Raw genomic sequence first — 23721 nt, forward strand, 5'->3', positions numbered from 1 at the left:
CGCATCAACTCGACCGGCAACGGAGTATCGGTCCGGTCCGACACAGTCCGGGGCCGTGGCGCGAGTGGTCTCGATACGCCCGCTCGGCTGGCGCGAGCTACTCGACCAACAAGTGGGGCGCGCTCGATCACTCCGTTCACCCACTCGCCAAACGGATCAGACGTCGAGGAAGCGCTCGTCGCCGGCGTTCCGGGAGATGAAGGTGCGCCTCGCCTCGACGTCTTCGCCCATGAGGATGGAGAACAACTCGTCGGCGATCGCGGCATCGGTCAGGGTCAGTTGCCGCAGTACCCGCGCTTCGGGATCCATGGTGGTCTCCCACAGCTCAGTCGCGTTCATCTCGCCGAGTCCCTTGTACCGCTGAATCCCGCTGTCGGCGTCCACCCGACGCCCGGTGGCCCGCCCCGCGGCGAGCAATCGGTCACGCTCGCGGTCGGAGTATGCGTATTCCGGTTCTCCCCGCTGCCATTTGATCTTGTACAGCGGCGGCTGGGCGAGGTAGACGTGACCGTGCTCGATGAGCGGGCGCATATACCGGAACAGCAACGTGAGCAGCAGCGTCGAGATGTGCTGACCGTCGACATCGGCGTCGGCCATCAGCACGATCTTGTGATATCGCAGTTTGTCGAGGTCGAACTCATCGCGAATGCCCGTCCCGAAAGCGGTGATGATCGACTGCACCTCGGTGTTCTTCAGCACCCGGTCGATGCGGGCCTTCTCGACGTTGATGATCTTGCCGCGGATGGGCAGGATCGCCTGGTACATCGAGTCACGGCCGGATTTGGCACTGCCACCGGCGGAATCGCCCTCGACGATGAAGATCTCGCCCCGCTCCGGATCGTTGCTACGGCAGTCGGCGAGCTTGCCGGGCAGGCCTCCGAGACTGCCGGCGGTCTTGCGGCGGACCAGTTCCCGTGCGCGCCTCGCAGCGATCCGGGCCTGCGCGGACGATGCGGCCTTGCTGACGATGACCTTGCCCTGTGCCGGGTTGGCATCGAACCACTCGGACAGATGTTGGTGGCACACCCGCTGGACGAACGACCGGATCTCGCTGTTACCCAGCCGGGTCTTGGTCTGGCCCTCGAACTGCGGGTCGGCCACCTTGACCGAGACCACCGCCGCGAGGCCCTCGCGGATGTCGTCTCCGGACAGGTTGGTGTCTTTGTCCTTCAGCACTTTCAGCGATCGCGCGTAGCGGTTGACGACGGCGGTGAGGGCCGCGCGGAAGCCCTCCTCGTGCACGCCGCCTTCTGGCGTGTTGATGGTGTTGGCGAAGGTGTGGACCGATTCGGCGTAGCCGGTATTCCATTGCAGCGCGATCTCGACCTCGTATCCCGTTCCGCGGCCCGAGAATCCGATCACCGTCTGATGGAGGGGCTCCTTGGTTCGGTTGATGTGTCCGACATAGTCGTTGAGGCCTCCGGGGTAGTGAAAGCGCTGTGATTCGGCGTCGGTCCGCTCGTCGACGAGGGTGATCTCCAGCCCACTGTTGAGGAACGCCATCTCCCGAAGCCGCCGCGCGACGGTCTCGACATCGAGGTCGGTCGTCTCGAAGATCTCGGTATCCGGCCAGAACCGAACGGTCGTACCGGTCTCCTGCGTCGGTTCGCCGCGCCGCAGCGTCCCCGGGACAGACCGGTCGTATCGCTGGAACCAGCGGTGGCCGTCCCGCGCGACGTCGACCTCGAGCCGCGTCGACAGTGCGTTCACCACCGAGACGCCCACGCCGTGCAAGCCACCCGAGACGGCGTATGCACCGCCCTCGGCATCGAACTTGCCGCCGGCGTGGAGTTGCGTCATGACGACGTCGATCGTGGGTATTCCACTGGCGTGCATGGCCACCGGGATTCCGCGACCGTTGTCGGAGACCTCGGCGCCGCCGTCGGCGAGCAGCCGCACCGCAACGGTCGTGGCATGTCCGGCCATCGCCTCGTCCACGCCGTTGTCGATGACCTCCCACAACATGTGGTGCAGTCCGCGGCTGCTGGTGGATCCGATGTACATTCCAGGTCGCTTGCGAACGACGTCGAGACCTTCGAGAACGGTGATCGAGTCGGCGCCGTAGGCGATCTCGGCGTCGTCGGTCACGGTCATCGCCCGTCGCCTTCCCGCGCGATGCAACGGAATCCGATGTGGCCGGTGGACGCATCGTCGACGTGCCCTTGCCGGGCCGCCGGGCGGTACCGATTGCAGTAGTTCGGCGCACACAGATGCGAGCCGCCCTTGACGACGCGACGCGGGAAGACCTCACCGTCGGCGGAACCCGCCTCCTGCACGGGGTTACGTGGGATGCAGCAGCTACTCGCCGGTGCGATGTTCTTGTCGCTGTCCGCGTGACTCGCAGTGTGGTGATCACGGGTCCATTCCCACACGTTCCCGGCCATGTCGAACAGTCCGTATCCGTTGGGGCGGAACCGTCCGACCGGCGAGGTTCCCGCGTAGCCGTCCACTTCGAGGTTCTCCCAAGGGAATTGCCCCTGCCACACGTTGCCGCCCGGTCGCCCGTTGGGCTCGTCCTGGTCACCCCAGACGTAGCGCTTACCGTCAAGACCGCCTCGCGCGGCGAACTCCCATTCCGCCTCGCTCGGGATGAGCTTGCCGGCCCACTCGGCGTACGCACAGGCGTCCAGGTAGGACACATGGGTCACCGGATGATGGTTGCGTTCGCCGACATTGCTGCCGGCTCCCTCGGGATGCCGCCAATCCGCCTGCGGGACATACGACCACCATCGGCGGTAGTCGTCGAGCGGAACCGGCGAGTCCGGCGGCGTGAAGACCATCGAGCCCGGGACGAGCAGATCGGGATCGGCATCGGGAAAGTCGGCGGCGTCGGGTTGGCGTTCCGCGGTTGTGACGTATCCGGTGTCCTTCACGAAGCGGCGGAACTGCGCGACGGTCACCGGGTGCGTGTCCATCCAGAAGCCGTCGACGGTCACCTGGTGGACGGGGCGCTCCTCGGGATAGAAGTCGTCCGAGCCCATCCAGTAGGTGCCACCGGGAATCCAGGTCATGCCCTTGCGCGCGACAGGCGCCTGCGGGGTCATCAGCAACATGGCGCCATCGTGCCAAGCAAAATGCGTCTCGGCGTTTTACATTGTGTTACGCCACCTGGTCGGTGCTGAATCTCCAGGTGGAGGTACCTCTCATGGCGGAATCGGTTCCGTTACGCCACCGACTGTGGCGCCGGAAACCCGCCCGCATGCAGAACCATGGCGGGCAGACGACGACCGAAGATCCCTTCGAGCCATTCGCCCGACGCCTGCAGCGCGGTGGTGTCCAGCCCGTGTGAGATCCCGGTGCGGTCCAGGGCGTACGCCAGATCCTCGGTGGCGATGTTGCCGGTCGCGTTGGGCGCGAACGGGCAGCCACCGATGCCGCCGAGGCTCGCGTCGAGGATGCTGACCCCGGATTCGACGGCGGCCAGCGCGTTGCCGATCCCGCAACTGCGGGTGTCGTGGAAGTGGGCGCGCAACGCGGTACCGGCCGGAGCCAGATCGGCGGCAACCACGAAGCGCTCACGCACGTCCTTCGGGACGGCGACCCCGATGGTGTCGGCCAGCGACAGTTCCGTCGGCGGTTCTTCGAGCACCCACTCGAGGATCGTACGCAGCCGATCCACGGGAACCTCGCCCTCGAACGGGCAACCGAAGGCGACCGCGATCGTCAGGTTGGCGGTGATGCCCGCCTCGCGTGCGGTGCGAGCGATGCGGTGCCAGATGGCCACCCCACCGTCAACGTCCGTGCCCTGATTCCGTCCGCTGAACGTGTCGGTGCAATGCACGACGGCATTGATCTCGGTGACGCCCGCGGCGAGCGCACGGTCGAGTCCCCGCTCGTTGAGCACCAACGCGCTGTAGGCGACCCCGTCCCCACCCGGCAGAAGACCGACGAGATCTTCCGCATCGGCCATGGCGGGCACCTTCTTGGGATGGACGAAGCTCGTGACCTCGATGTTGCGAGCCCCGTACTGGACCGCACGTTCGACGAGTTCCCGCTTCTGGGCGGTGGTCAGCTCCACCTTCTCGTTCTGCAGTCCATCGCGAGGCGCCACCTCGACGATGGTGACCCGGGGCTCACTGGGACCTGCCACGCTCATGCCGTCAGCCTACCGATCGCACCGACCGGTCGATGACGGCAGACTCGCACGCGGCAGATTAGATTTACTCCCATGAAGCCAGTTGGTCTGTCCGCGGTACCGTCGCACCGTCGGATCGGCATCGTCGTGTTCGACGGGGTCAAGATGCTCGATTTCTCAGGTCCCGCAGAGGTCTTCGTCGAAGCGAATCAGCACGACGGTGACTACGAGGTCGTGGTGTTGTCGCCCGGCGGCGCAGATGTGACGACGTCGGTCCACGCACGTTTGAGTACGCAATCGGTGGCCGGCTCGGGCCATTTCGACACCGTGCTGGTCGCAGGCAGCGAACTGGCACCTCCGACCTTCCTCACCGACGACCTCGTCGAGGCCGTTCGTGACCTTTCGACGCGCACCAGGCGTCTCGCGTCGGTCTGCACCGGGTCGTTCGTCCTCGCAGCCGCAGGCCTCCTCGACGGCCGCGCCGCCACCACCCACTGGAAGTTCACCGCCGACCTCGCCCACCGCTATCCCGCGATCAGGGTCGACGACGACGCGATCTTCGTCCGCGACGGCGATGTCTACAGTTCGGCCGGGGTGGTCGCCGGCATCGATCTGAGCCTGGCGCTCGTGGAAGAGGACCACGGCGCCGAGGTCGCGCGGCGCACTGCACAGGGGTTGCTCGTGTACATGCAGCGCGGTGGTGGTCAGTCGCAGTTCTCGGCGTCGTTGCGAGGGCCGATCCCCCGCAGCAGTGTGGTCCGCAGGGTCACCGACCACGTCCGCGGCAATCCTCGGCTCCCGCACACCGTCGGCAGCCTCGCGTCGCACGTGAACGTCAGTGCCCGGCAACTGACCCGCCTCTTCCGGGATGAACTGGCCACCACACCGGCCGGCTATGTAGCGGCGACGCGTTTCGAGGTGGCCTGTGACAGCCTCCACGCCGGATTCAGCGTCACCCAGGCCGCGCAGAGCGCCGGCTACAGCAGTGGCGAGGTGATGCGACGCGCTTTCATCGCACGGATCGGGATATCGCCGCGCAAGTATCAACAGCGCTTCGCGACCACCGGACCGATCGCGGTCTGACCACGAGTCGTCGGCCGCCGCGAGATCGTGGCGCAAAAAGGGGTGTTCCTGGCGCGCGAAGTGGGACCGCGACAGCCGGGAGAGCGGCACACTGAAGTGGCCGGTTGCGCCCGGATGTCTCACGGCGCGGCAACCGACATCCGAGCACTGTCGCATCCATTTCGAAGGAGCACCACCATGCCCACGATCACCACCTCCGACGGCGTCGAGATCTTCTACAAGGACTGGGGCAGCGGGCAGCCCATCGTCTTCAGTCATGGGTGGCCGCTCTCGTCCGACGACTGGGACACACAGATGATGTTCTTCCTCGCGGAGGGCTATCGGGTGATCGCCCACGATCGCCGCGGACACGGGCAGTCGACGCAGGTGGCCGACGGGCACGACATGGACCACTACGCGGCCGATCTCGCCGCCGTCGTCGAACATCTCGACCTGTCCGACGCGATTCACGTCGGGCACTCGACCGGTGGCGGCGAGGTTGCCCACTACCTCGCGCAGCACGGCCAGGACCGTGCTGCGAAAGCGGTCCTGATCAGTTCGGTTCCGCCGCTCATGGTCAAGACCGACGCCAACCCGGACGGGATTCCCAAGGAGGTCTTCGACGGCATCCAGGCGCAGGTCGCCACGGCTCGCGCCGACTTCTTCCGCACCTTTGCCGAAGGCCCCTTCTACGGCTACAACCGGGACGGCGCAAAGCCGTCCGAGGGCATCATCGCCAACTGGTGGCGCCAGGGGATGATGGGCGGCGCCAAGGCCCACTACGACGGTGTGGTCGCCTTCTCCCAGACCGACTTCACCGACGATCTGCAGAAGATCACCATCCCGACGCTGGTGCTGCACGGCGAGGACGACCAGGTTGTCCCCTATCAGAACACCGGTGTGCGGTCTGCGGAGCTGCTGCCCAACAGCACGCTGAAGACCTACCCCGGGTTCCCGCACGGCATGCCGACCACCGAGGCGGCGACCATCAACGCGGATCTGCTCGAGTTCTTCCGCTCCTGACAACCGTGTCGACGGGCATCGATCGCCTTGCCGATCAGGTGCCCGTCGACCAAGGTTGATCACATGGCGATCGAGGTACGTCCGGCGACGCGGTTCGCCGATGTCCGCACCATGGTCGGGCCGAAGCGGCCCGACGCCAATGTCTGCTGGTGTCTGAGCTATCGGATTCCCAACAAGCTCAATCAGGAACTCGCGCGCGAGGATCGTGGCGAGTACGTGAAGAAACTGTGCCGGCAGAAGCCGCCACCCGGCGTCCTCGCCTACGACGGTGACGAGGTGGTCGGCTGGGCCGCGGTCGCGCCGCGTGCCGACACCACGTTCGCCGGTAACCGGAAGATCCCGCACGTCGACGACCTCGACGTGTGGTCGGTGTGGTGCATCCGCATTCGCCCGGGCCATCGTAAGCAGGGCATCTCACACCCGCTGCTGGCCGGAGCCGTCGAGTTCGCACGCACCAACGGGGCGCCCGCCGTCGAGGGGTATCCGGTCGACAACGCCGGCGACAGGGTCGACCTGACCATGGCCTACGTCGGCACGCGAAAACTGTTTGAGGACAACGGTTTCGACTGGGCCGCCGACACGACGTCGGTGCTGAACGGATTTCCGCGCGTGCTGATGCGCTTGGATCTCACGTGACCAGATCGCTCAGAGCGCATTGCGGGACGTGAATCCATCCCTCACGAGCCGCGACGGCCCGGTCGCGGTGGCCGGGAAGGAAGGTCTGTCCCGACGCCGCCGCACGCGCGATCAGCGCGGTGATCACCGCATCGAACGCGTTGTCATCCTGGGTCAGGAGTTCTCGGTGGCCGGAGAGATCCAGCCATGGCGCGCTCTCGAGGAGGGACTCGTACGACGCCGCAAGCACAGCGCGCCGTGCGACGCCCTTGTAACCACGGGACGTGAGTCCCCATTGCTTCAGTGCTGCAGCCGGATAGGCCTCGACTGCCCACCCGGTCACACGATCGACGACGCGCAGATCCGCGATCAGCCCGGCCGCCCGGAACGCCACGTGCGCGATCTGGTCCGCGGACACGCTCAGCGGTCGGCCCCACCCGTTCTCCACGACGACTCGGTCGGTCCGTCGATAGGCCAGCGGCCTTCGTTGCTCGATGTCGTCGAGAGACCGTCCGGCGCCGAGCTCGCCCCGGTGTTGCGCGACGACGAAATCCACGAACGCATCCGGCCATCCGAACGGGGCGTCGATACCGACCTTCTCCGCACCGACCACCAGGTCGGCGATGTGCGCGTCGGTCGCGGGCATCACCAGGTCGACCAGTCGCGCGGCCCCGGGTGACCAGTCGACCACCGCGACGGCAGTGAACTTCGGCGACGCGGCCAGGTCGACGCCGACCGTCCGCATCGCCGTCCCCATCGAATCCGTCTGTCGCTCAGAACTTTCCGTCGAGGAACTCCGCATACGCCGGGAGGTCGAGCTGCCCGTGGCCGGAGAGTCCGATCACCACCACCTCTTCTTTGTCGCTGTCGGCGACGTGAGCGGCGCACGCGGCGATGGCGTGGGTCGACTCCGGAGCCGGGACGATGCCCTGCGTCCGGGCGAACTGCACGCCTGCCGAGAACGCGTCATGCTGAGTGATCGCGACACCCTGCACCAGGCCGAGTTCCACTGTGTGACTCAGCGCCGGCGCCATACCGTGGTAGCGCAGCCCGCCCGCATGGATGGGATCGGGAACGAAATCCATTCCGAGCGTGTGCATCTTGAGCAATGGAGTCAGGCCCGCGACATCGCCGTGGTCGTAGCGGTACTCGCCTTGCGTGATCGACGGGCAGGCGGCGGGTTCGGCTGCGACGACCCGCGGGTTCGACCGGCCGTGGATCTTCTCGCGCAGGAACGGGAACGACAGCCCGGCGAGATTGGAACCGCCACCAGCGCAGCCGAAGACGACGTCGGCGCCACCGGGCTCGACGGCATCGAGCTGCTCAACTGCCTCCACCCCGATCACACTCTGGTGCAACACAACGTGATTGAGCACACTGCCCAGCGCGTAGCGGGTGTCCGGGTCACCGGCGGCGACCTCGACGGCCTCGCTGACGGCCATACCGAGGCTGCCGGTGGTGTCGGGGTCCTTGGCCAGCATCGCGCGGCCGGACTCGGTGAGGTCCGACGGTGACGGGTGCAAGGTGCCTCCGTAGGTGCGGATCAGGTGCCCGCGATACGGCTTCGAGTCGTAGGAGGCGCGTACCTGCCAGACCTCGATGTCGATGCCGAACTGCGCACCCGCGAATGCGAGCGCGCTACCCCATTGTCCGGCACCGGTTTCGGTGGTCAGCTTCCGCACGCCGTCGACGCTGTTGTAGTAGGCCTGCGCGACAGCCGAATTCGTCTTGTGACTGCCGACCGGGCTGACACCCTCGTATTTCACGTAGATCCGGGCTTTGGTGTTGAGTGCCTCCTCGAACCGACGCGCCCGGATCAGCGGGGAGGGCCGCCACATCCGGTAGATCTCCCGCACCGGATCGGGGATCTCGATATACGGGTCGGTGGACACCTCTTGCGCGATCAGGCCTGCAGGGAACAGCGCGACGAGGTCGTCGGGTCCGACCGGCTCCTTGGTTCCCGGATGCAGATGCGGCGGGATCGGCACGTCGAGCTCGGCTGCGAGGTTGTACCAGTGGGTCGGCACCCCGACGGTCACCAGATCGGGATTGGTGGCGTCCACGTTCATCGTCATTCGAACACTGTAAACGGGCTGTCGCGGACGGTGGTCTCGATACGCCTCCTCGCTGCGCTCGTCGGCTACTCGACCAGCAGCAGACGAACCGGGCGCCGCTCACCCCGCCGCTACGACCAGGTCCAGTCCCGGATCTCCGGGAGGTCCTCGAAGTGCTCACGGACGTGATCGTGATGGCGGGCCAACTGCCGGTGACAGAACTCGACGAGTTCCTCGGACCGTTCGGGCACCCGACGCGATCGCCGGAGTGCCTCGAGCACGAGGTGGTAGCGGCTCATCTTGTTGAGCACCACCATGTCGAACGGTGTGGTCGTGGTGCCCTGCTCAGAGAATCCGCGTACGTGGAATCGGTCTGCGTCCGGCTGCCCGTGCAGGAGTTGATGGACCGCGCGCGGGTATCCGTGGAATGCGAACACCACGTGACCGTCACGGGTGAACAGGTCGGCGAAGTCGTCCTCGGACATCCCGTGTGGATGGTCGGCCTGTGGCAGCAACGACATCAGATCCATCACGTTGACCACACGGACCCGCAGATACGGCACCCACTCACGAAGCATCTGTGCCGCCGCGAGGATCTCCTGGGTGGGCACGTCACCGGCGCCGGCCAGCACGATGTCGGGGTCGTCGTCGTTGTCGCCCTCGGTCCCCGCCCACGGCCAGATCGAGATACCGGCCGCCGCCTGGTCGTTGGCCTCGTCGAGCGAGAGGTATTGCAGATGAGGCTGCTTGTCGACGACCAGCAGGTTCACGTGGTTGCGACTGCGGAAGCAGTGTTCGGCGATGGAGAGCAGCGAGTTGGAGTCCGGCGGCAGCCAGATCCGCACGACGTCGGGTGCCAGCGGGAGCACCGCGTCGATGAGTCCCGGCCCCTGGTGGGAGAAGCCGTTGTGATCGTTGCGCCAGCAGGTGGAGGTCAACAGGATGTTCAGCGACGCGACCGGCTCACGCCAGTCAAGGGTCGCCGCGTGCTGCAGCCACTTGGTGTGCTGGATCACCATCGACGCACTCACCATCGCGAACGCCTCATAGGTGGCGAAGAGACCGTGCCTGCCACTGAGTAGATAACCCTCCAACCAGCCCTGACACAGGTGTTCGCTCAGTACCTCCATCACCCGGCCCGACTGGGACAGGTTGTCGTCGTGCTCATTGGTGGGGAGTTGCCAGCAGCGATCGGTCGCCTCGAAGACCGCGGCGAGACGATTGCTGGCGGTCTCGTCGGGACAGAACAGCCGGAAGGCGCCGCCGTCGTCGTCGGACGACGAGTTCTCGGAGTAGATGTCGCGCATGTACTCGCCGAGTACCCGGGTGGTCTCGTGGATCGTCGCTCCCGGCTTGTCGACCTCGAGCGCGTAGCGGGCGATCGGCGGCAGTTTCAACGGGGTCAGCAGCCGACCGCCGTTGGCGTAGGGCGTCGCACCCATCCGCCGGTCACCCTCGGGTGCGAGCCCCGCGATCTCGTCGACGACCGCGCCTGCCGCGTCGAAGATCTCGTCTGGCCGGTACGACCGCAACCAGTTCTCCAGGATCTCGAGATGATCCGGATTCTCACGGACACCCGACAGCGGCACCTGATGCGCCCAATGTGTGCCCTCGATCAGTTCGCCGTCCACCTCGTGCGGACCGGTCCACCCCTTGGGGGTACGCAACACGATGGCCGGCCACCGGGTGCCGACCGACGGCCCGTCGTCGCGCGCCTCGGCCTGGAGGTCGCGGATGATCCGGTGGGACTGGTCGATCGCCGACTTCAGATCGCGGAACACCGCCTTGGGGTCATCACCCTCGACGAACATCGGGGTCCAGCCCTGTCCGCCGAGATAATCGGCGATGTCGCTGTCGGTGCTGCGACCGAGGACCGTCGGTCCGGCGATCTTCGCGCCGTTGAGATGCAGGATCGGGAGTACTGCACCGTCGCGTGCGGCGTTGAGGAAGGCCGGGATCTTCCACGATCCCGACAACGGACCGGTCTCCGCCTCGCCGTCACCGACGACGCAGACGACGGTGAGGTCGGGATTGTCGAACGCGGCGCCTGCGGCATGCACGAGGGCATACCCCAGTTCCCCACCCTCGTGGATGCTGCCCGGTGTCTGCACACTGACGTGACTGGGGATACCGCCCGGGGTGGAGAACTGACGGCACAGCTTCAGCACTCCCCGCGCGTCCCGCGAGACGTGCGGATAGATCTCGGTGTAGGTGCCCTCGAGATAGACGTTGGCGACCAGCGCGGGCCCGCCGTGTCCCGGCCCGGTGACGTAGAGCCAGTCCGAATCCGTCTCGCGGATCACGCGATTGAGCACGGTGTAGATCGCGGACAATCCCGGGCTGGTGCCCCAGTGGCCGAGCAGTCGCGGCTTGATGTGCTCCGCGGTCAGTGGTTCGCGCAGTAACACGTTGTCCTGCAGATAGATCTGCGCGACCGTCAGGTAGTTGGCGGCCGCCCACCATCGGAGGTCGGTGTCGAGCTCGTCATCGGCGTAGGCGGTGTGGTCGGTGCGGGTCTCGGTCAACGAGGACTCCTTCGGCGTGTTCCGGACGTCGGACACTCCCCCTCCACTGTTCTAGCCCGCCGATCAGGTGCGGTCCAGCAAACTCTTGTGTGTTGCGTCGAATCCGCGAGATCGGCGCCGCCCTCAATCCATCCCGTTGGACAACGAGATCGAATCACCGGACCGGCAGCGTCCGTGGTCGGAGACGAGGTAGAGCACCGCATTCGCGACATCGTCGGGTTCCAGCAAGCCCGGCCGCGGACGCCCCTGCGCGAACATCACCTCGACGTCGTCGCGGCCGGGGTTCTCGATATCGGGCCGGATCAGCCGGTAGGTCGCCGGGTTGTGGATCATCATCGTGTTGACCCCGGACGGGAGCACGGCGTTGACCGTGATCCCGTATTCGGCCACCTCGTAGGCCACCGACTGCACCAGTGCGACGACGCCTGCCTTGGCCGCCGCATAGTGGCCCGAGTTGGTCGCGCCGGTCTTCGCGACACTCGACGACGTCGCGACGATGCGCCCGGACCGGCGCTCGATCATGTGCGGCAGCACGGCCCGGAACGAGTTGAAGACCCCGGTGAGGTTGATGTCGATCATCGTCTGCCAGCGCCGCGAGGACATCGACGCGATCGGACCACTGCTCGCGATGCCGGCGTTCGCGATCAGGACGTCGATCCGGCCGTAGGCGGCGAGCGCCCGGCCCACGACTCCCTCGACCTCGGACAGATCGCGCACATCGGCCGTGATGCCGAGACAGCGTCGATCGAGGGATTCGACGTCACGCACCGTCCGCTCGACGTCGTCGGGCGTGGCCGTCTCGTAGTCCACATCCGACACCGGTGCGGCGATGTCGCAGAACACGATGTCGGCACCTTCGCGCGCCAGGGTCAGCGCGTGCGCTCGGCCCTGGCCGCGGGCGCCGCCGGTGATCATCGCAACCCTGCCTTCGAGCAATCCCATGGCCTGCCCTTCCACTCGTGTCGGAAGCGTTCGTCGAGGGTGTAGACCGGCTCGGTCGTACGGATTCATCGCGTCGCCGGGATTCCCCGCGTCAGCCCGGCAACCGGTACTCCTGTCGAGGCCGCCCGGTACTCCCGTATTGCAGCGACATCCGGACCCGGCCCGCGGACACCAGATGTGCGAGATGACGACGTGCGGTGGCCGGGGAGACGCCGACCGCTTCCGACACCTGGTCGGCGAAGAGCGGCCCGTCCGCGGTTGCGAACAGTTCGAGGATCCGCTGTTCGGTGTGTGAGCCCGCGTCGGGTCGATCGGATCCGCGGGTGCCGAAACGCAAGGCCGAGAGCGCCGAATCCACGGCGTGCTGATCGACGTTGTCGGCGGCGAGGACGCGCCGGTACTGGGCGTAGCCGGCCAGCCGCCTGGCGAGTTCGGTGTCGTCGAAGGGCTTGATCAGGTAGGCCAGCGCGCCGGCACGCATCGCCCGGCGCACCGCCGCCGCATCCGTCTCCGCACCGACGATGAAGGCGTCGCACGGCAATTCGGCGACCAGGTCGATCCCCGAGCCGTCGGGCAGGTAGACGTCGAGCAGCGCGAGGTCGACGTCGGGATGGTCGGCGACGGCGGCGCGGGCCGCGGCGATGTTGCCCGCCCGCGCGACGACACGAAACCCGCGCACGGCGTCGACGATGGTGGCATGTAACGCGGCTACCCGGAAATCGTCGTCGACGATGAGGACCCCGAGTTCACCAGCCATGTGCGCCACCTCCACTCGTCTCGCCGTCGTCATCGGTCGTCGCGGAACCGGTGGTGATCACGGCCGGCAGCCGGGCGACGACTACCGCCCCCCGGAGCTCATTGTCCACCCCGCCGACCGCTACCCCGTCCTCGCCGGGATCGCTGTCGGGCCCGCCCGGGTCGGCCACCCAGATGTCTCCTCCGATGCGCCTCGCGATCTGCCGGGACAACGCCAATCCCATGCCGCGCCCGCCGGGTACGCCGGGGTCGACCTTGGTGGTCACGCCCTCGTCGAAGATCGCGTCCGGATCGTCGACGCCGATCCCGGAGCCGGAATCGCTGACCGTGATGAACATGTCGTCGCCGTCGGTGAGGACCTCCACCTCGACGACGGCCTGCCGGCCGTCTCGACCGGCACTCGCCGAACCTGGCGCGCTCGCGTCGATCGCGTTGTCCACCAGGTTGCCCAGCACCGTCGTCACCACCACCGGATCCCGCAGGGTGCCCTGCACCCAGGTCTGGTCACCGAGCCGCAAGGTCACCCCGCGCTCCCGGGCGTGCGCGGCCTTCGCGTCGAGAAATGCCTGCAGATGCGGTTCGCCGATGTTGTCGAGACCCTCGAGCCGAGAGCTTCGCGGACCGGCACCGGTGAGCTCGTCGAGGTAGGCGATCGCCTCGGCCGGGTGGTCGTGGCGCAACAATCCTGCGAGCACGTGCATACGGTTGGCGGTCTCGTGGCGATGCGCGCGCAAGGCGGTACTCATGGCCCGGATCGAGTCCACCTCGCGGGTGAGTCGTTCCACGTCGGTGCGGTCGATCACCGACATCACCATGCCGAGATCACGTCCGTCGGCCTCCACGGTGTGCGAACTGACGAGCACCACCCGATCGCCGACGGTGGCGGCGATCGGCTCGGCGATCGGTTGGTCGAGCACACTCCGTACGCGCGGCGTGAGCCCGAGCTCGTCGATGTTCCGGCCGACCGGATCGGTGAGGTCGAGCAGTCGCCGGGCCGTGTCGTTGACAACTCGCACGATCCCCGTGCTGTCGACGGCGAGGACACCGTCGGCCATCGAGTGCAGGACCGCGCCCTGCTCCCGGACGAGTTCGGTGAGCTCGTCGGGTTCGAGTCCGAGCGTCAGTCGGCGCCAACGTCGGGCCAACAGTGCCGAACCGACCGCACCGACCGCCAACGCGGCCAGCGCGATGAGGACAGTGGCCACGGTGTCGCGCCTGGTCTCGACGGCCAGCCGCGCCGTGGACACCCCGACACTGACGAAGCCGACGACCCGCCCGTCGTCGAAGACCGGAACCTTGGCGCGGACCGACTCGCCGAGAGTGCCGCGGTCGGTGCTCACCTCCTCGTTGCCCGCCAGCGCGTTCGACGGGTCGGTGGAGACCTGCTTGCCGATCTCATCCGGCTCCGGATGCGCGAGCCGGACCCCGCTCTCGTTGCCGATCACCACGAACAGGGCGCCGGTACGTTGCTGCACGGCAACGGCTTCGGCCTGCAGCGGCCCTGATGCGAGTTCAGCCTGGTCGACGGCAGCACCTCGATGGCTCGCGACCTGACTCTGGACACCGGAGTCGGCGGCGACCGATTGTGCGATCGCAAGGGCTCGTTGCGCGTACTCCTCCCGCACGCGATCGTCCGATCCGGAGATCACCAGCCCGAAACCGACGCTCAGGCTGATCGCGATGACGGCGAGTTGCAGTAGCAGAACCTGCGTTCGCAATCGCATGCGGTCAGCCTAGGCGTCGGTCTGCCGGATCAGGTCAGAACGGAATCGCGCCGACCATGCATCCGACGACGAGCATCACGATCGACACCGCGGCCGCCCGCCACAGCACCTTCTTGTGATGATCGGCCAAGCTCACCCCGGCCAGTGCGACGAGCAGCAGGATCGCCGGGACCAGCGGGCTCTGCATGTGGAACGGCTGACCGGTGATCGACGCCCGGGCCATCTCCGCAGGGTCGATGCCGTAGCGGGTCGCGGTCTCCGACATCACCGGCAGCACCCCGTAGTAGAAGGCGTCATTGCTCATCAGGAAGGTCAGCGGGATGGAGAGGACACCGATGACGACCGCCATGTGCGGGCCCATCCAGTCCGGGATTCCGGAGGCCAGCCAGTGGGCGATCGCATCGACCATCCCAGTCCCGCTGAACACCCCGGTCAGCACTGCCGCCGCGAGCACCATCGCCACCACCGACACGATGCTCGACGAGTGCCGGGTGATCGCCTCCTGCTGATCCTTCACATGCGGGAAGTTGACGGCGAGCGCGATGCCGGTGGCGATCATGAACAGCACGGGAATCGCGACGATGTCGAGGCCCAGCACGGCGAGCAGCGCGACGGTCAGGCCCGCATTGATCCAGAACAGCTTGGGGCGCAATGTCTTACGATTCGGATCGAGGACTCCGGTGAAGCTCGATTCGTCGTCCTGCTCGTCGTCGTTCGACGTGTCGTCGCCCGAACCCCCGGAACCGGTTGTCACAGAACCGGTTGCCGGCTCACCCGCGTGGCGTCGCCCGCGGGAGGTCGGCGGGACGTCTCCACCTGCGCCACCACCGGCGGCCACCAGGACCTCCTCGCGCGGCATCAGAATCGAATCCCTGATCTCGATCCGGCCGATGCGACGCCGCTCCAGGACGCCGAGGTGGTACGAGAACAGCAGCACCACGACGAGACCGGCGATCAAGGCCGGGACCATCGGGAGGAACACCGCGTTCGTGTCGATCTTCAGCGCACTCGCAGAGCGGGCCGTCGGACCGCCCCACGGAAGGATGTTCATCGTCCCGTTGGCCAGGCCCGCGGCCACGGTCAGGACCACCGGGCTGACACCCAGTTTCAGATACAGGGGCAGCAGGGCGGCGGTGGTGATGATGAACGTCGTCGACCCGTCACCGTCGAGGGAGACCACCATAGCCAGCACCGCGGTGCCGACGACCAGTCGCGCCGGGTCGTTGCGGACCATCCGGACCACCAGGCGAACCACCGGATCGAAGAGCCCGACGTCGATCATGATGCCGAAGAAGATGATCGCGAAGAACAGCATCGCCGCCGTCGGGGCGAGTTCCTTGATGCCGTCGGTGACCATGTCGCTGATGTCGAGGCCGGCCCCGGCGAACAGACCGAACGCCACCGGCACCAAGATCAGCGCCACTACCGGGGTCGCGCGCTTGGTGATGATCAGGAACATGAAGGTGGCCACCATTGCGAGGCCGAGTGCTACCAACATTTGTCATGCTCTTTTCTGCGTGTGGGGAACGGCCGCCCGGTCGCCGAGCTGTCATGTCGGCCGTTACAGGAGCAGTCTTCGGGTAACCCACGTCACAGTCACGCTTGCGCTCATAAGTCGTCTTTTGCGCGTTTTGCGCACGCCCACCAACTACCTGCCGGTCGAGTAAGCGCCCCTCTGCCGGTCCAGTAGGCCGCCCCCTCGCCGGTCGAGTAAGCCACGAACGGAGTGAGTGGCGCATCGAGACCCCGCCTGGTGATCTCGACAAGCTCGATCGGCGGGCGGGCGCACGATGGGCAGGCGCGCACGCTCGACGTGAAAGTGCGCACGATCGGCGGGTCAGTCCGGCAGCATCGGAGCGTCGTCCCCGTGGTGGCGACCGACGAGGACCGCCCGGGTCACCGCGTCACGCCCGAACCTGTTGCGCAGGAGGTCCATCGCGATGTCGAGTTCGATACCACGGTCGGAGTCGAAGGGCAGCGCGAGTTGCACACTGTCGTGGTCGTCGAGGCTGGTCAGCGACAGCCCGATGAGTGTGCATCCCCGCTCCCGGATCAACGGCATCGCGTCGGTCAGCAACCCGCGCGCGACAGCCATGACGATGTCCGTCCGATCCGTCGACTCGAGGAAGGAGCGCGACCGGGTGGCTCGCGAGAAATCGTCGAACCGAAGTCGCAGAACGACTGTGCGGCAGACTCGTTCGGCACCTCGGAGACGTTTGCCCAGGCGCTCGACGATCGCGACGAGCGTCGCCTCGATGTCGGCCTCGCTCTTCGGTCTGCGCCCGAGTGCGCGTTGCGAACCGATCGATCGCCGACGACGACCCGTCTCGACCCGTCGCGGATCCCGGGCCATCGACAACGCGTACAGATGACGGCCGGTGCCCGGTCCGAGCAGGCCGCAGAGTCCGTGCTCCCCGAACGCCGCGAGGTCGCCGACCGAGGTGATCCCGGCGTCAGCGAGTTTCGCCTCGGTGATCGCACCGACGCCCCACAGGCGTCGCACCGGGAGAGGATGCAGAAAGGCGAGCTCGGTGCCCGGAGCCACCTCGAGCAATCCGTCGGGTTTGCCCACCGCGCTGGCGACCTTCGAGAGGAATTTGGTTCGCGCGATCCCGACCGTGATCGGCAGGCCGACCTCGGTCGCCACTCGTGCGCGTAATCGTTGCCCGATCTCGACCGGTGACCCGCTCACGCGGCGGAGTCCGCCGACGTCGAGGAAGGCCTCGTCGACCGAGATCCCCTCGACGACGGGGGTGGTGTCGTGGAAGATCTCGAAGACGGCGCGGCTCGCCTCCATGTACGCGTCGAACCGAGGACTCACGACGACTGCCCGCGGACACAGCGCCCGGGCCTCTCGTCCGGGCATCGGCGTCCGGACCCCACATGCCTTCGCCTCGTAGCTTGCCGCGAGCACGACTCCGCCGCCGACGATCACCGGCCGGCCGCGGAGCTCGGGATCGTCGCGCTGCTCCACCGAGGCATAGAAGGAGTCCAGGTCGGCGTGCAGAATCGTCGCTTCCGGCCGCTCCTTCCGCTCGATGCGCATAGAACATATGTTCGCATGCGGGTCCGACAGGTACGGTCGGGTCATGAGCGAGAGCACGAGCGGGTCGGATTTCGACGACGCCGGGAGCGCAGCGAGCGGGTCGGATTTCGACGACGCCGGGAGCGCAGCGAGCGGGTCAGATTTCGACGGCGCTGCCGAGTGGGACGAGCGTTATCGCAGCGCGGACCGGCTCTGGACCGCCGACGTCAATCCCGCCCTCATCGCCGAGGTCTCCGACCTCACGCCGGGCACGGCCCTCGACGTCGGCTCCGGCGAGGGTGCCGACGCCCGCTGGCTCGCCGACCGGGGCTGGCAGGTGACCGCCGTCGACATCTCACAGGTCGCCATCGACCGCGCCCGCGAGACCGATGCCCGCGAGTCGATCACCTGGCTGCAGGCCGACCTCACCGGGGCCGAGGTCCCCGGCGTCGAGTTCGGGCTGGTCTCACTGCAGTACTTCCCCATCGCACGCTCCGACGACCGCACGATGGGGAAGATCCTCGAGGCCGTCGGTCCGGGCGGCCATCTCCTGGTGGTGTCCCACGAGGCGGAAGGCATTCGCGCACACGGGCGCAACCCGGACGACTACTTCCAGCCCGCCGACATCGCGGCACTCCTCGGCGACGGATGGACGACGGTCACCGAGGAGACCAGGGAACGCGGGGTCGCCGCGGGCGGTGGCGCACACACCCACGACGTCGTGCTGCACGCCCGCCGCGAGTCCTGAGCGGACCGGCAGCGCAGGTCGGGAGTCAGACTCCGTAGCGCTTGTCCAGCAAGCGGATTCGGCCGCCGGCTAGAACACGGTCGGGATGCCCGGGCGCCAGACGATGCTCGAGGCGCCGCCACGCCGCCAGGTCGTCGCGACCGTGCGCCGACGACGTCCACTTACGGAGCACACCCACATCGCCTTCGGCGATGACCCGGGACCGGACGTCCTCCCGGATCTCCTCGAACAGTTCGGTGATCCCGGGCGCCGACGACTCGGCTAGCAGTCCGCCACGGCCGAGTTCGTCGATGACCGAGCCGAGTTCACCGCCACCGGCCACACGATCGCGGATCTCGGAGACGTCCGAGACCAGGTCGACGGTCAGCCGGTACGGCCGGGACTCGACCACATCGGTGCCCAGATCCCTTCGCAGCCTGGATATCTCGGCTCGCACCGTGACGGGATCGAGAGACTCCTCTGCGAGCAGGGTCGCGAGCTGCTCCGTGCTGAGACCTTCGGGGTATGCCTGGAGCAGCAGCAGGATCTCCGCATGTCGTCGGGACAACGTCCGTTCACCACTCGCATCACCCTCTCGACGCCATCGATGGGTGTTGCCTGCCAGCACCGTGAGGCGGGCGCCGCCGGGCGCGACGAACGTGGCCGGATCAGCGAGATCGACTGCTCGCGACTGCATCTCGCGTTCCACGGCAGCCACCACCGACCGCACCGCGGCCAGTGCGAACGGCGCTGCGACCTCACGGCCGCCCGTCACGTCGATGACGCCGATGACATGACCGGTGATCGGGTCGTGCACCGGCGCTGCCGCACAACTCCACTCCTGGACCGGCCCGGCGAAATGCTCCGGACCCACCACCTGCACACCACGGTCCACGGCCAGGGCGAGTCCCGGGGCGTTGGTGCCGGCGACCTCCTCGCTCCACAACGAGCCCTCGATGAAGTTGATGTTCGCGGCCTTGTCCCGGGCATCCGTCGCACCCTCGACCCACAGCAGCCGACCCGCCTGATCGGTCAAGGCGACGACGACGCCAGAATCGGCGATGTCGTCGAGCATGAGGGACTGCACGAGCGGGCGGACGGCGGTGATCGGGTGGGCGTCGCGGTACTCGGCGAACTCCGCCGCCGTCATCGACGCGGTATCGGTCTCGGGCGCCGAGACACTGGGATTGACGCCCCTCGTGACCGACCGGACCCATGAATCGCGCACCACGGATCGGACGGAGTCCGCCGGTGGCGTGATCCCCGTCAGGAAGTCCTCGTACGCTCGGCGCACACGTGAAGACGCCGAGGCAGAATCGCTCATACGTCCTCCGTCAATCGCCTCACCCGGTCCCATTGTGTCGCCCCGCCTGTGATGCGGCCGACACGACCTCGTGTTGTCAGACTAGCGCGCCGCCGGGATCGTCGAGGTCGACGCACGCGTGCGGGCGCTCTGTCACCTGCGGGAACGTCAGTCGAACCGCGCACCGAACTGTCCCGGGGTCATGCCAGTGACCGTGCGGAAATCGCGCACGAGGTGGGCCTCGTCGGCGTAACCGAGCTCGGCCGCGATCATCGCCAGGGTGGTCCCGGATCCGCGGAGCCGTTCGGCCGCCTCCTGCAGCCTGCGCCGCTGGATCAACCATTTGGGCGTCAGCCCCAGCCGACGCTGCGTGAGTCGTTGCAGACTGCGTTCGGTGAGGTGGAATCGGTCGCAGATCTGGGTCACCGACGTCACCGACGAATCGTTCTCGACGAACTCGACGATGGCGTTGACGAGCAGGCCGTCGTCGTCGACGGGCAGGCGGGGGCGGATCCACGCCTCGACGAGATCGGTGGCCTCGTGCTGGCGCGCGGAGTCGTCCGGGTCGTCGGCCATGACCGACCGGATGCCCGCGATGAGCGATGTCCCGACGTCGCCGGCCACCTCCGTGAGGTCGGCGTACCGATCGGTCCAGTCGGCGACCGGGCCGCCGGTGATCAGCGCACCGGCGGCCGGCGCGAGCATCGTCCCGATCGCCCATCCGCGACCGGTCAGCACCGTCTCCGACAGCCCGGTGTTGACCCCGTAGAAGCGGGCGTAGTCGTCGGTCACCACCACCAGACACACCGGATATTGCAGGACTCGCTGAGGCGCAGATCGGCCCGCAGGCACCGACCAGGTCGGCACCCAGTACCGCCTGACGAGGTCTGTGAGATCCGGCGACGGAGCCCAGCGCCCAATCGCGAACGACGTGTCGTCGGGGTCGACGAGGTGTGCGCGCTCCACGTCGTCGATGCGTGTCGCGGACTCACCTGATCTGTCGGATTTCATCAAGCCCCACTCCGGTCGTTCTCCGTACCTTTCCATCATGACCACTTCATCCGACATCACCCAGACACTCGCCACCGAGTACACGCGCCTCGCGACCGGCTTCGGCGACGTCCTCGACGAGATTCCGTCCGATCGGTGGGCGGCACCGTCGCCCTGCGACGGCTGGACGGCGCGCGACGTCGTCGGCCACGTCATCGAGACCCAGCGCGATTTCATCGCCCGACACGAGATCGACCTCGACGAGACCCCGGCCCTCGACGACCCGGCCGCCGCCTGGCGGACGCACCGAACCGCCGTCGCCGACCGCCTGGCCGATCCTGCCGTCGGGGCCAAGCCTTTCGACGGTCATTTCGGCCCGACGACCGTCGGCGAGACCCTGCTGCGCTTCTACGGATTCGACATGGTGGCCCACCGGTGGGATGTGGCCTCGGCCGCCGGCCGCGAGCTGCGCTTCACCGACGCCGAACTCGAGATGATGGAGACCGCGGCAGCGGGCTTCGGGCCCGCGCTCTACGGCGACGGGGTGTGCAAATCCGGTGTCGAGGCAGGCCCAGACGCCGATCGCCAGGCCCGCGTCCTCGCCATGCTCGGCCGTTCTGCCTGACAACGCGCCCGACCCCCGACACCGTCACGGAATCCATCCGTTGCGCCGGGGGTAGCGGGCGCGCAGAAAGCTGTAGAGGTAGGTGCTCACCAGCAGTACGCCCGCGGTGATCACCGTCGGCCACAGGTAGGCGTTGAGCAACGATCCCCGCACGGCCACCACCACCCATCCGATGGCCAGCAGCACCAGGGCGATCGTCGCGAGGATGCGGACCACCAGCACGAGCGTGGTGATCACCGCCCACACGGCTTCCCGACCCCGATCACCCATGGCGTCAGAGTAACCGCGTGGACGACCCGGCACCGGGCGATGCGGACGGGCACGACCGGTTTCTCGACGCGCGACCCGGCGGTGGCGGAGAATGGTGTCATGAAAACCGTTCTCAACGTGATCTGGCTGCTGCTGTGTGGTGTGTGGATGGCCATCGGCTACGTGGTGGCGGGGATCATCTGCTGCATCCTGATCATCACCATCCCGTTCGGGATCGCCTCGTTCCGGATGGCGAATTATGCGCTGTGGCCGTTCGGCCGAACTGTCGTACGCAAACCGACCGCCGGGGCGATGTCGCTGATCGGGAACATCATCTGGCTCATCGTGGCAGGGATCTGGCTGGCGATCGGCCATATCGCCACCGGAATCGCCATGTGCCTGACCATCATCGGTATCCCGCTGGGTATCGCGAGCTTCAAGATGGTGCCGGTCTCGCTGCTGCCGCTCGGCGCCAAGATCGTCTCCAAGGACGAGTATCTGCCCGCCGGCCCGCCACCGGCGCAACGCCCCGCCTACTGACGAGACGTCTCTCACACCTGCTGGGGTGGTTCGGCGTCCCTGTTCGACCCATCCGAACTGCTGATAGTTCCGAACACCGAGCATGAGTCTTTCACCGTCCCGGTCCATCGCGGTCATCGGTGGCGGCGTCTCCGGACTGGTCGCCGCCCACCTGCTGTCCAGGCAGAACCGGGTCACGTTGTTCGAGTCGGACGCGCGGCTGGGCGGACACGCCCACACTCACGACGTCACGATGCCCGACGGCGAGGTGCTCTCGGTCGACACCGGCTTCATCGTGCACAACGACCGCACCTATCCCACCCTCCTGCGGATCTTCGACGAACTCGGGGTGGCCACGCAGGAGACCGACATGTCGATGTCGGTGCGCTCGGAGATCACCGGACTCGAATACGCCGGCGCGCTCGGGGTGCGGGGCATCTTCCCCACCGCGCGCACGCTGACGCGCGGGCGCTATCTGACCATGCTGGGCGAGGTGATCCGCTTCCATCGGGCGGCGCGTCGGCTCCTCGACATCCCCGACTCCGACGAGCCGCTGCGCGAGTTCGTCGCCCGCGAAGGCTTCTCGGACTATTTCCTGGAGAACTTCCTCCTGCCCTTGGTCGCCGCGGTCTGGTCGTGCGACGACGAGGTCGCCGCCGAGTACCCGGCCCGCTACCTGTTCACCTTCCTCGACCATCACGGCATGCTGTCGGTGTTCGGATCGCCTGCCTGGCGAACGGTGGTGGGCGGTTCGGCTCGCTATGTGGAGAAGATCGCCGACGGCGTCGCCGGGCGTGGCGGGACGATCCGCACCGGGTCACCGGTCCGCTCGGTCACACCGGTCGACGGCGGCGTCGAGATCATCGCCGACGCCGTCGGGGCCGAACGATTCGACTCCGTCGTCATCGCCACCCACCCGCATCAGGCGCTGACCATGCTGACCGAACCGACCCGCGCACAGCAGCGCGCGCTCTCCGCGATCCGCTATTCCTCGAAACCGGCTGTGCTGCACACCGATACCTCACTCCTTCCGCGCGCTCGACGGGCCCGGGCATCGTGGAACTACCAGATCCGTGACGACGGTTCCGATGTCGCGGTGACCTATGACATGACACGACTGATGCGCCTCCCGACCACACAGCCCCGGATGCTCGTCACGCTCGGCCGAACCGACCTCGTGGACGAGACGTCGGTGATCGCCGAGATGGCCTACGAGCACCCCGTTTACACCACCGAATCCGTTGCCGCCCAGGCGCTGCTCCTCGACGCCGAGACAGATGTGATCCGCTTCGCCGGCGCCTATCATGGGTGGGGGTTCCACGAAGACGGCGCACTCTCCGGTGCCCGTGCCGCCGAGCGCCTCGGCGTGGCCTGGCAGACCTCCGCAACCCAGGTGACCGCATGACCAACGCATCGCACACCACCGCGCACCCCACTCGCCCCGCCTCGATCGCCTCCCTCGCCGACCGTGCGCAGTTTTTCGCCGATCGGGCCCAGAATCTCGCCC

Annotated in this window: 21 protein-coding genes; 7 read left to right on the plus strand and 14 right to left on the minus strand. The window is 67.3% G+C overall.

The genetic code is table 11. From position 1 onward, the window contains the following. Positions 1–156: 156 nt before the first annotated feature. From gyrB to OVA31_RS09525, 3 genes are all read right to left on the minus strand, one after another. Complete coding sequence (gene gyrB / locus OVA31_RS09515) at positions 157–2094, minus strand: DNA topoisomerase (ATP-hydrolyzing) subunit B (RefSeq protein ID WP_267630823.1); 1938 nt, start codon at positions 2092–2094, stop codon at positions 157–159. Then, positions 2091–3044, minus strand: coding sequence for a formylglycine-generating enzyme family protein (locus tag OVA31_RS09520; protein WP_420714205.1), 954 nt, complete (start codon positions 3042–3044; stop codon positions 2091–2093). Before OVA31_RS09520 ends, gyrB begins: the two co-directional genes overlap by 4 nt. 119 nt (positions 3045–3163) lie before the next feature. Continuing rightward, the gene (locus OVA31_RS09525) at positions 3164–4096 is read right to left on the minus strand and encodes a hydroxymethylglutaryl-CoA lyase (protein ID WP_267630825.1); all 933 of its coding nucleotides are present in this window, start codon (positions 4094–4096) and stop codon (positions 3164–3166) included. Positions 4097–4168: 72 nt separating this feature from the next. Between OVA31_RS09525 and OVA31_RS09530 the strand changes: the two genes are divergently transcribed. The 3 genes from OVA31_RS09530 to OVA31_RS09540 all read left to right on the plus strand — a co-directional run bounded on the left by OVA31_RS09530 (position 4169) and on the right by OVA31_RS09540 (position 6796). Then, a complete protein-coding gene (locus OVA31_RS09530; RefSeq protein WP_267630826.1) occupies positions 4169–5158 on the plus strand; it encodes a GlxA family transcriptional regulator in 990 nt (329 codons plus the stop codon). 177 nt (positions 5159–5335) lie between these two features. After that, entirely contained in the window at positions 5336–6160 is an 825-nt protein-coding gene (locus OVA31_RS09535) for an alpha/beta fold hydrolase (RefSeq protein ID WP_267630827.1), read from the plus strand. 63 nt (positions 6161–6223) lie between these two features. Continuing rightward, positions 6224–6796, plus strand: a complete 573-nt coding sequence (locus tag OVA31_RS09540; protein WP_267630829.1) for a GNAT family N-acetyltransferase — start codon at positions 6224–6226, stop codon at positions 6794–6796. On the opposite strand, the gene OVA31_RS09545 is transcribed toward OVA31_RS09540, so the two are convergent. The 8 genes from OVA31_RS09545 to dinB form a co-directional block, all read right to left on the minus strand. Then, positions 6789–7532: a DUF429 domain-containing protein gene (locus OVA31_RS09545; protein WP_267630831.1), complete on the minus strand. Its 744-nt coding sequence runs from the start codon at positions 7530–7532 to the stop codon at positions 6789–6791. The two genes, OVA31_RS09540 and OVA31_RS09545, sit on opposite strands and share 8 nt — an antisense overlap. Positions 7533–7548: 16 nt before the next feature. After that, on the minus strand, positions 7549–8850 hold the full coding sequence (locus OVA31_RS09550) for a TrpB-like pyridoxal phosphate-dependent enzyme (RefSeq protein WP_267630832.1): 1302 nt from the start codon (positions 8848–8850) through the stop codon (positions 7549–7551). Positions 8851–8960: 110 nt separating this feature from the next. After that, positions 8961–11354, minus strand: a complete 2394-nt coding sequence (locus OVA31_RS09555) for a phosphoketolase (RefSeq protein WP_267630833.1) — start codon at positions 11352–11354, stop codon at positions 8961–8963. A 123-nt stretch (positions 11355–11477) separates the two neighbouring features. After that, positions 11478–12296, minus strand: coding sequence for a mycofactocin-coupled SDR family oxidoreductase (locus tag OVA31_RS09560; RefSeq protein ID WP_267630834.1), 819 nt, complete (start codon positions 12294–12296; stop codon positions 11478–11480). Positions 12297–12387: 91 nt separating this feature from the next. Further along, a complete protein-coding gene (locus OVA31_RS09565; protein ID WP_267630835.1) occupies positions 12388–13053 on the minus strand; it encodes a response regulator in 666 nt (221 codons plus the stop codon). Beyond that, a complete protein-coding gene (locus OVA31_RS09570; protein WP_267630836.1) occupies positions 13043–14776 on the minus strand; it encodes a sensor histidine kinase in 1734 nt (577 codons plus the stop codon). Before OVA31_RS09570 ends, OVA31_RS09565 begins: the two co-directional genes overlap by 11 nt. 34 nt (positions 14777–14810) lie before the next feature. Further along, the gene (locus tag OVA31_RS09575) at positions 14811–16274 is read right to left on the minus strand and encodes a CitMHS family transporter (RefSeq protein ID WP_267630837.1); all 1464 of its coding nucleotides are present in this window, start codon (positions 16272–16274) and stop codon (positions 14811–14813) included. Positions 16275–16613: 339 nt separating this feature from the next. Next, on the minus strand, positions 16614–17822 hold the full coding sequence (gene dinB / locus OVA31_RS09580) for a DNA polymerase IV (RefSeq protein ID WP_267630838.1): 1209 nt from the start codon (positions 17820–17822) through the stop codon (positions 16614–16616). A 43-nt stretch (positions 17823–17865) separates the two neighbouring features. Here dinB and OVA31_RS09585 point away from each other — a divergent pair, with 43 nt between their 5' ends. Beyond that, entirely contained in the window at positions 17866–18549 is a 684-nt protein-coding gene (locus OVA31_RS09585; protein ID WP_267630839.1) for a class I SAM-dependent methyltransferase, read from the plus strand. 25 nt (positions 18550–18574) lie between these two features. Here the strand turns inward: OVA31_RS09585 and OVA31_RS09590 are convergent, their stop codons facing one another. Continuing rightward, complete coding sequence (locus OVA31_RS09590; RefSeq protein WP_267630840.1) at positions 18575–19852, minus strand: helix-turn-helix domain-containing protein; 1278 nt, start codon at positions 19850–19852, stop codon at positions 18575–18577. A gap of 147 nt (positions 19853–19999) precedes the next feature. Beyond that, positions 20000–20842 (minus strand): helix-turn-helix domain-containing protein, encoded by an 843-nt coding sequence (locus OVA31_RS09595; RefSeq protein WP_267630841.1) that lies wholly within the window; start codon positions 20840–20842, stop codon positions 20000–20002. A gap of 37 nt (positions 20843–20879) precedes the next feature. On the opposite strand from OVA31_RS09595, the gene OVA31_RS09600 reads away from it, so the two are divergent. Then, the gene (locus tag OVA31_RS09600) at positions 20880–21446 is read left to right on the plus strand and encodes a maleylpyruvate isomerase family mycothiol-dependent enzyme (protein WP_267630842.1); all 567 of its coding nucleotides are present in this window, start codon (positions 20880–20882) and stop codon (positions 21444–21446) included. Between the two features lie 24 nt (positions 21447–21470). Here the strand turns inward: OVA31_RS09600 and OVA31_RS09605 are convergent, their stop codons facing one another. Further along, positions 21471–21716, minus strand: a complete 246-nt coding sequence (locus OVA31_RS09605) for a hypothetical protein (RefSeq protein ID WP_164310322.1) — start codon at positions 21714–21716, stop codon at positions 21471–21473. Positions 21717–21815: 99 nt separating this feature from the next. Between OVA31_RS09605 and OVA31_RS09610 the strand changes: the two genes are divergently transcribed. Together OVA31_RS09610 and OVA31_RS09615 are read left to right on the plus strand one after the other, a co-directional pair. Next, complete coding sequence (locus OVA31_RS09610; protein WP_267630845.1) at positions 21816–22235, plus strand: YccF domain-containing protein; 420 nt, start codon at positions 21816–21818, stop codon at positions 22233–22235. An 82-nt stretch (positions 22236–22317) separates the two neighbouring features. After that, positions 22318–23619 carry an NAD(P)/FAD-dependent oxidoreductase gene (locus OVA31_RS09615; protein ID WP_267630846.1) on the plus strand — a complete coding sequence of 434 codons (1302 nt, stop codon included), beginning with the start codon at positions 22318–22320 and terminating at the stop codon, positions 23617–23619. Positions 23620–23721: the final 102 nt, after the last annotated feature.

The sequence above is a fragment of the Gordonia sp. SL306 genome (assembly GCF_026625785.1).
Lineage (GTDB): Bacteria > Actinomycetota > Actinomycetes > Mycobacteriales > Mycobacteriaceae > Gordonia.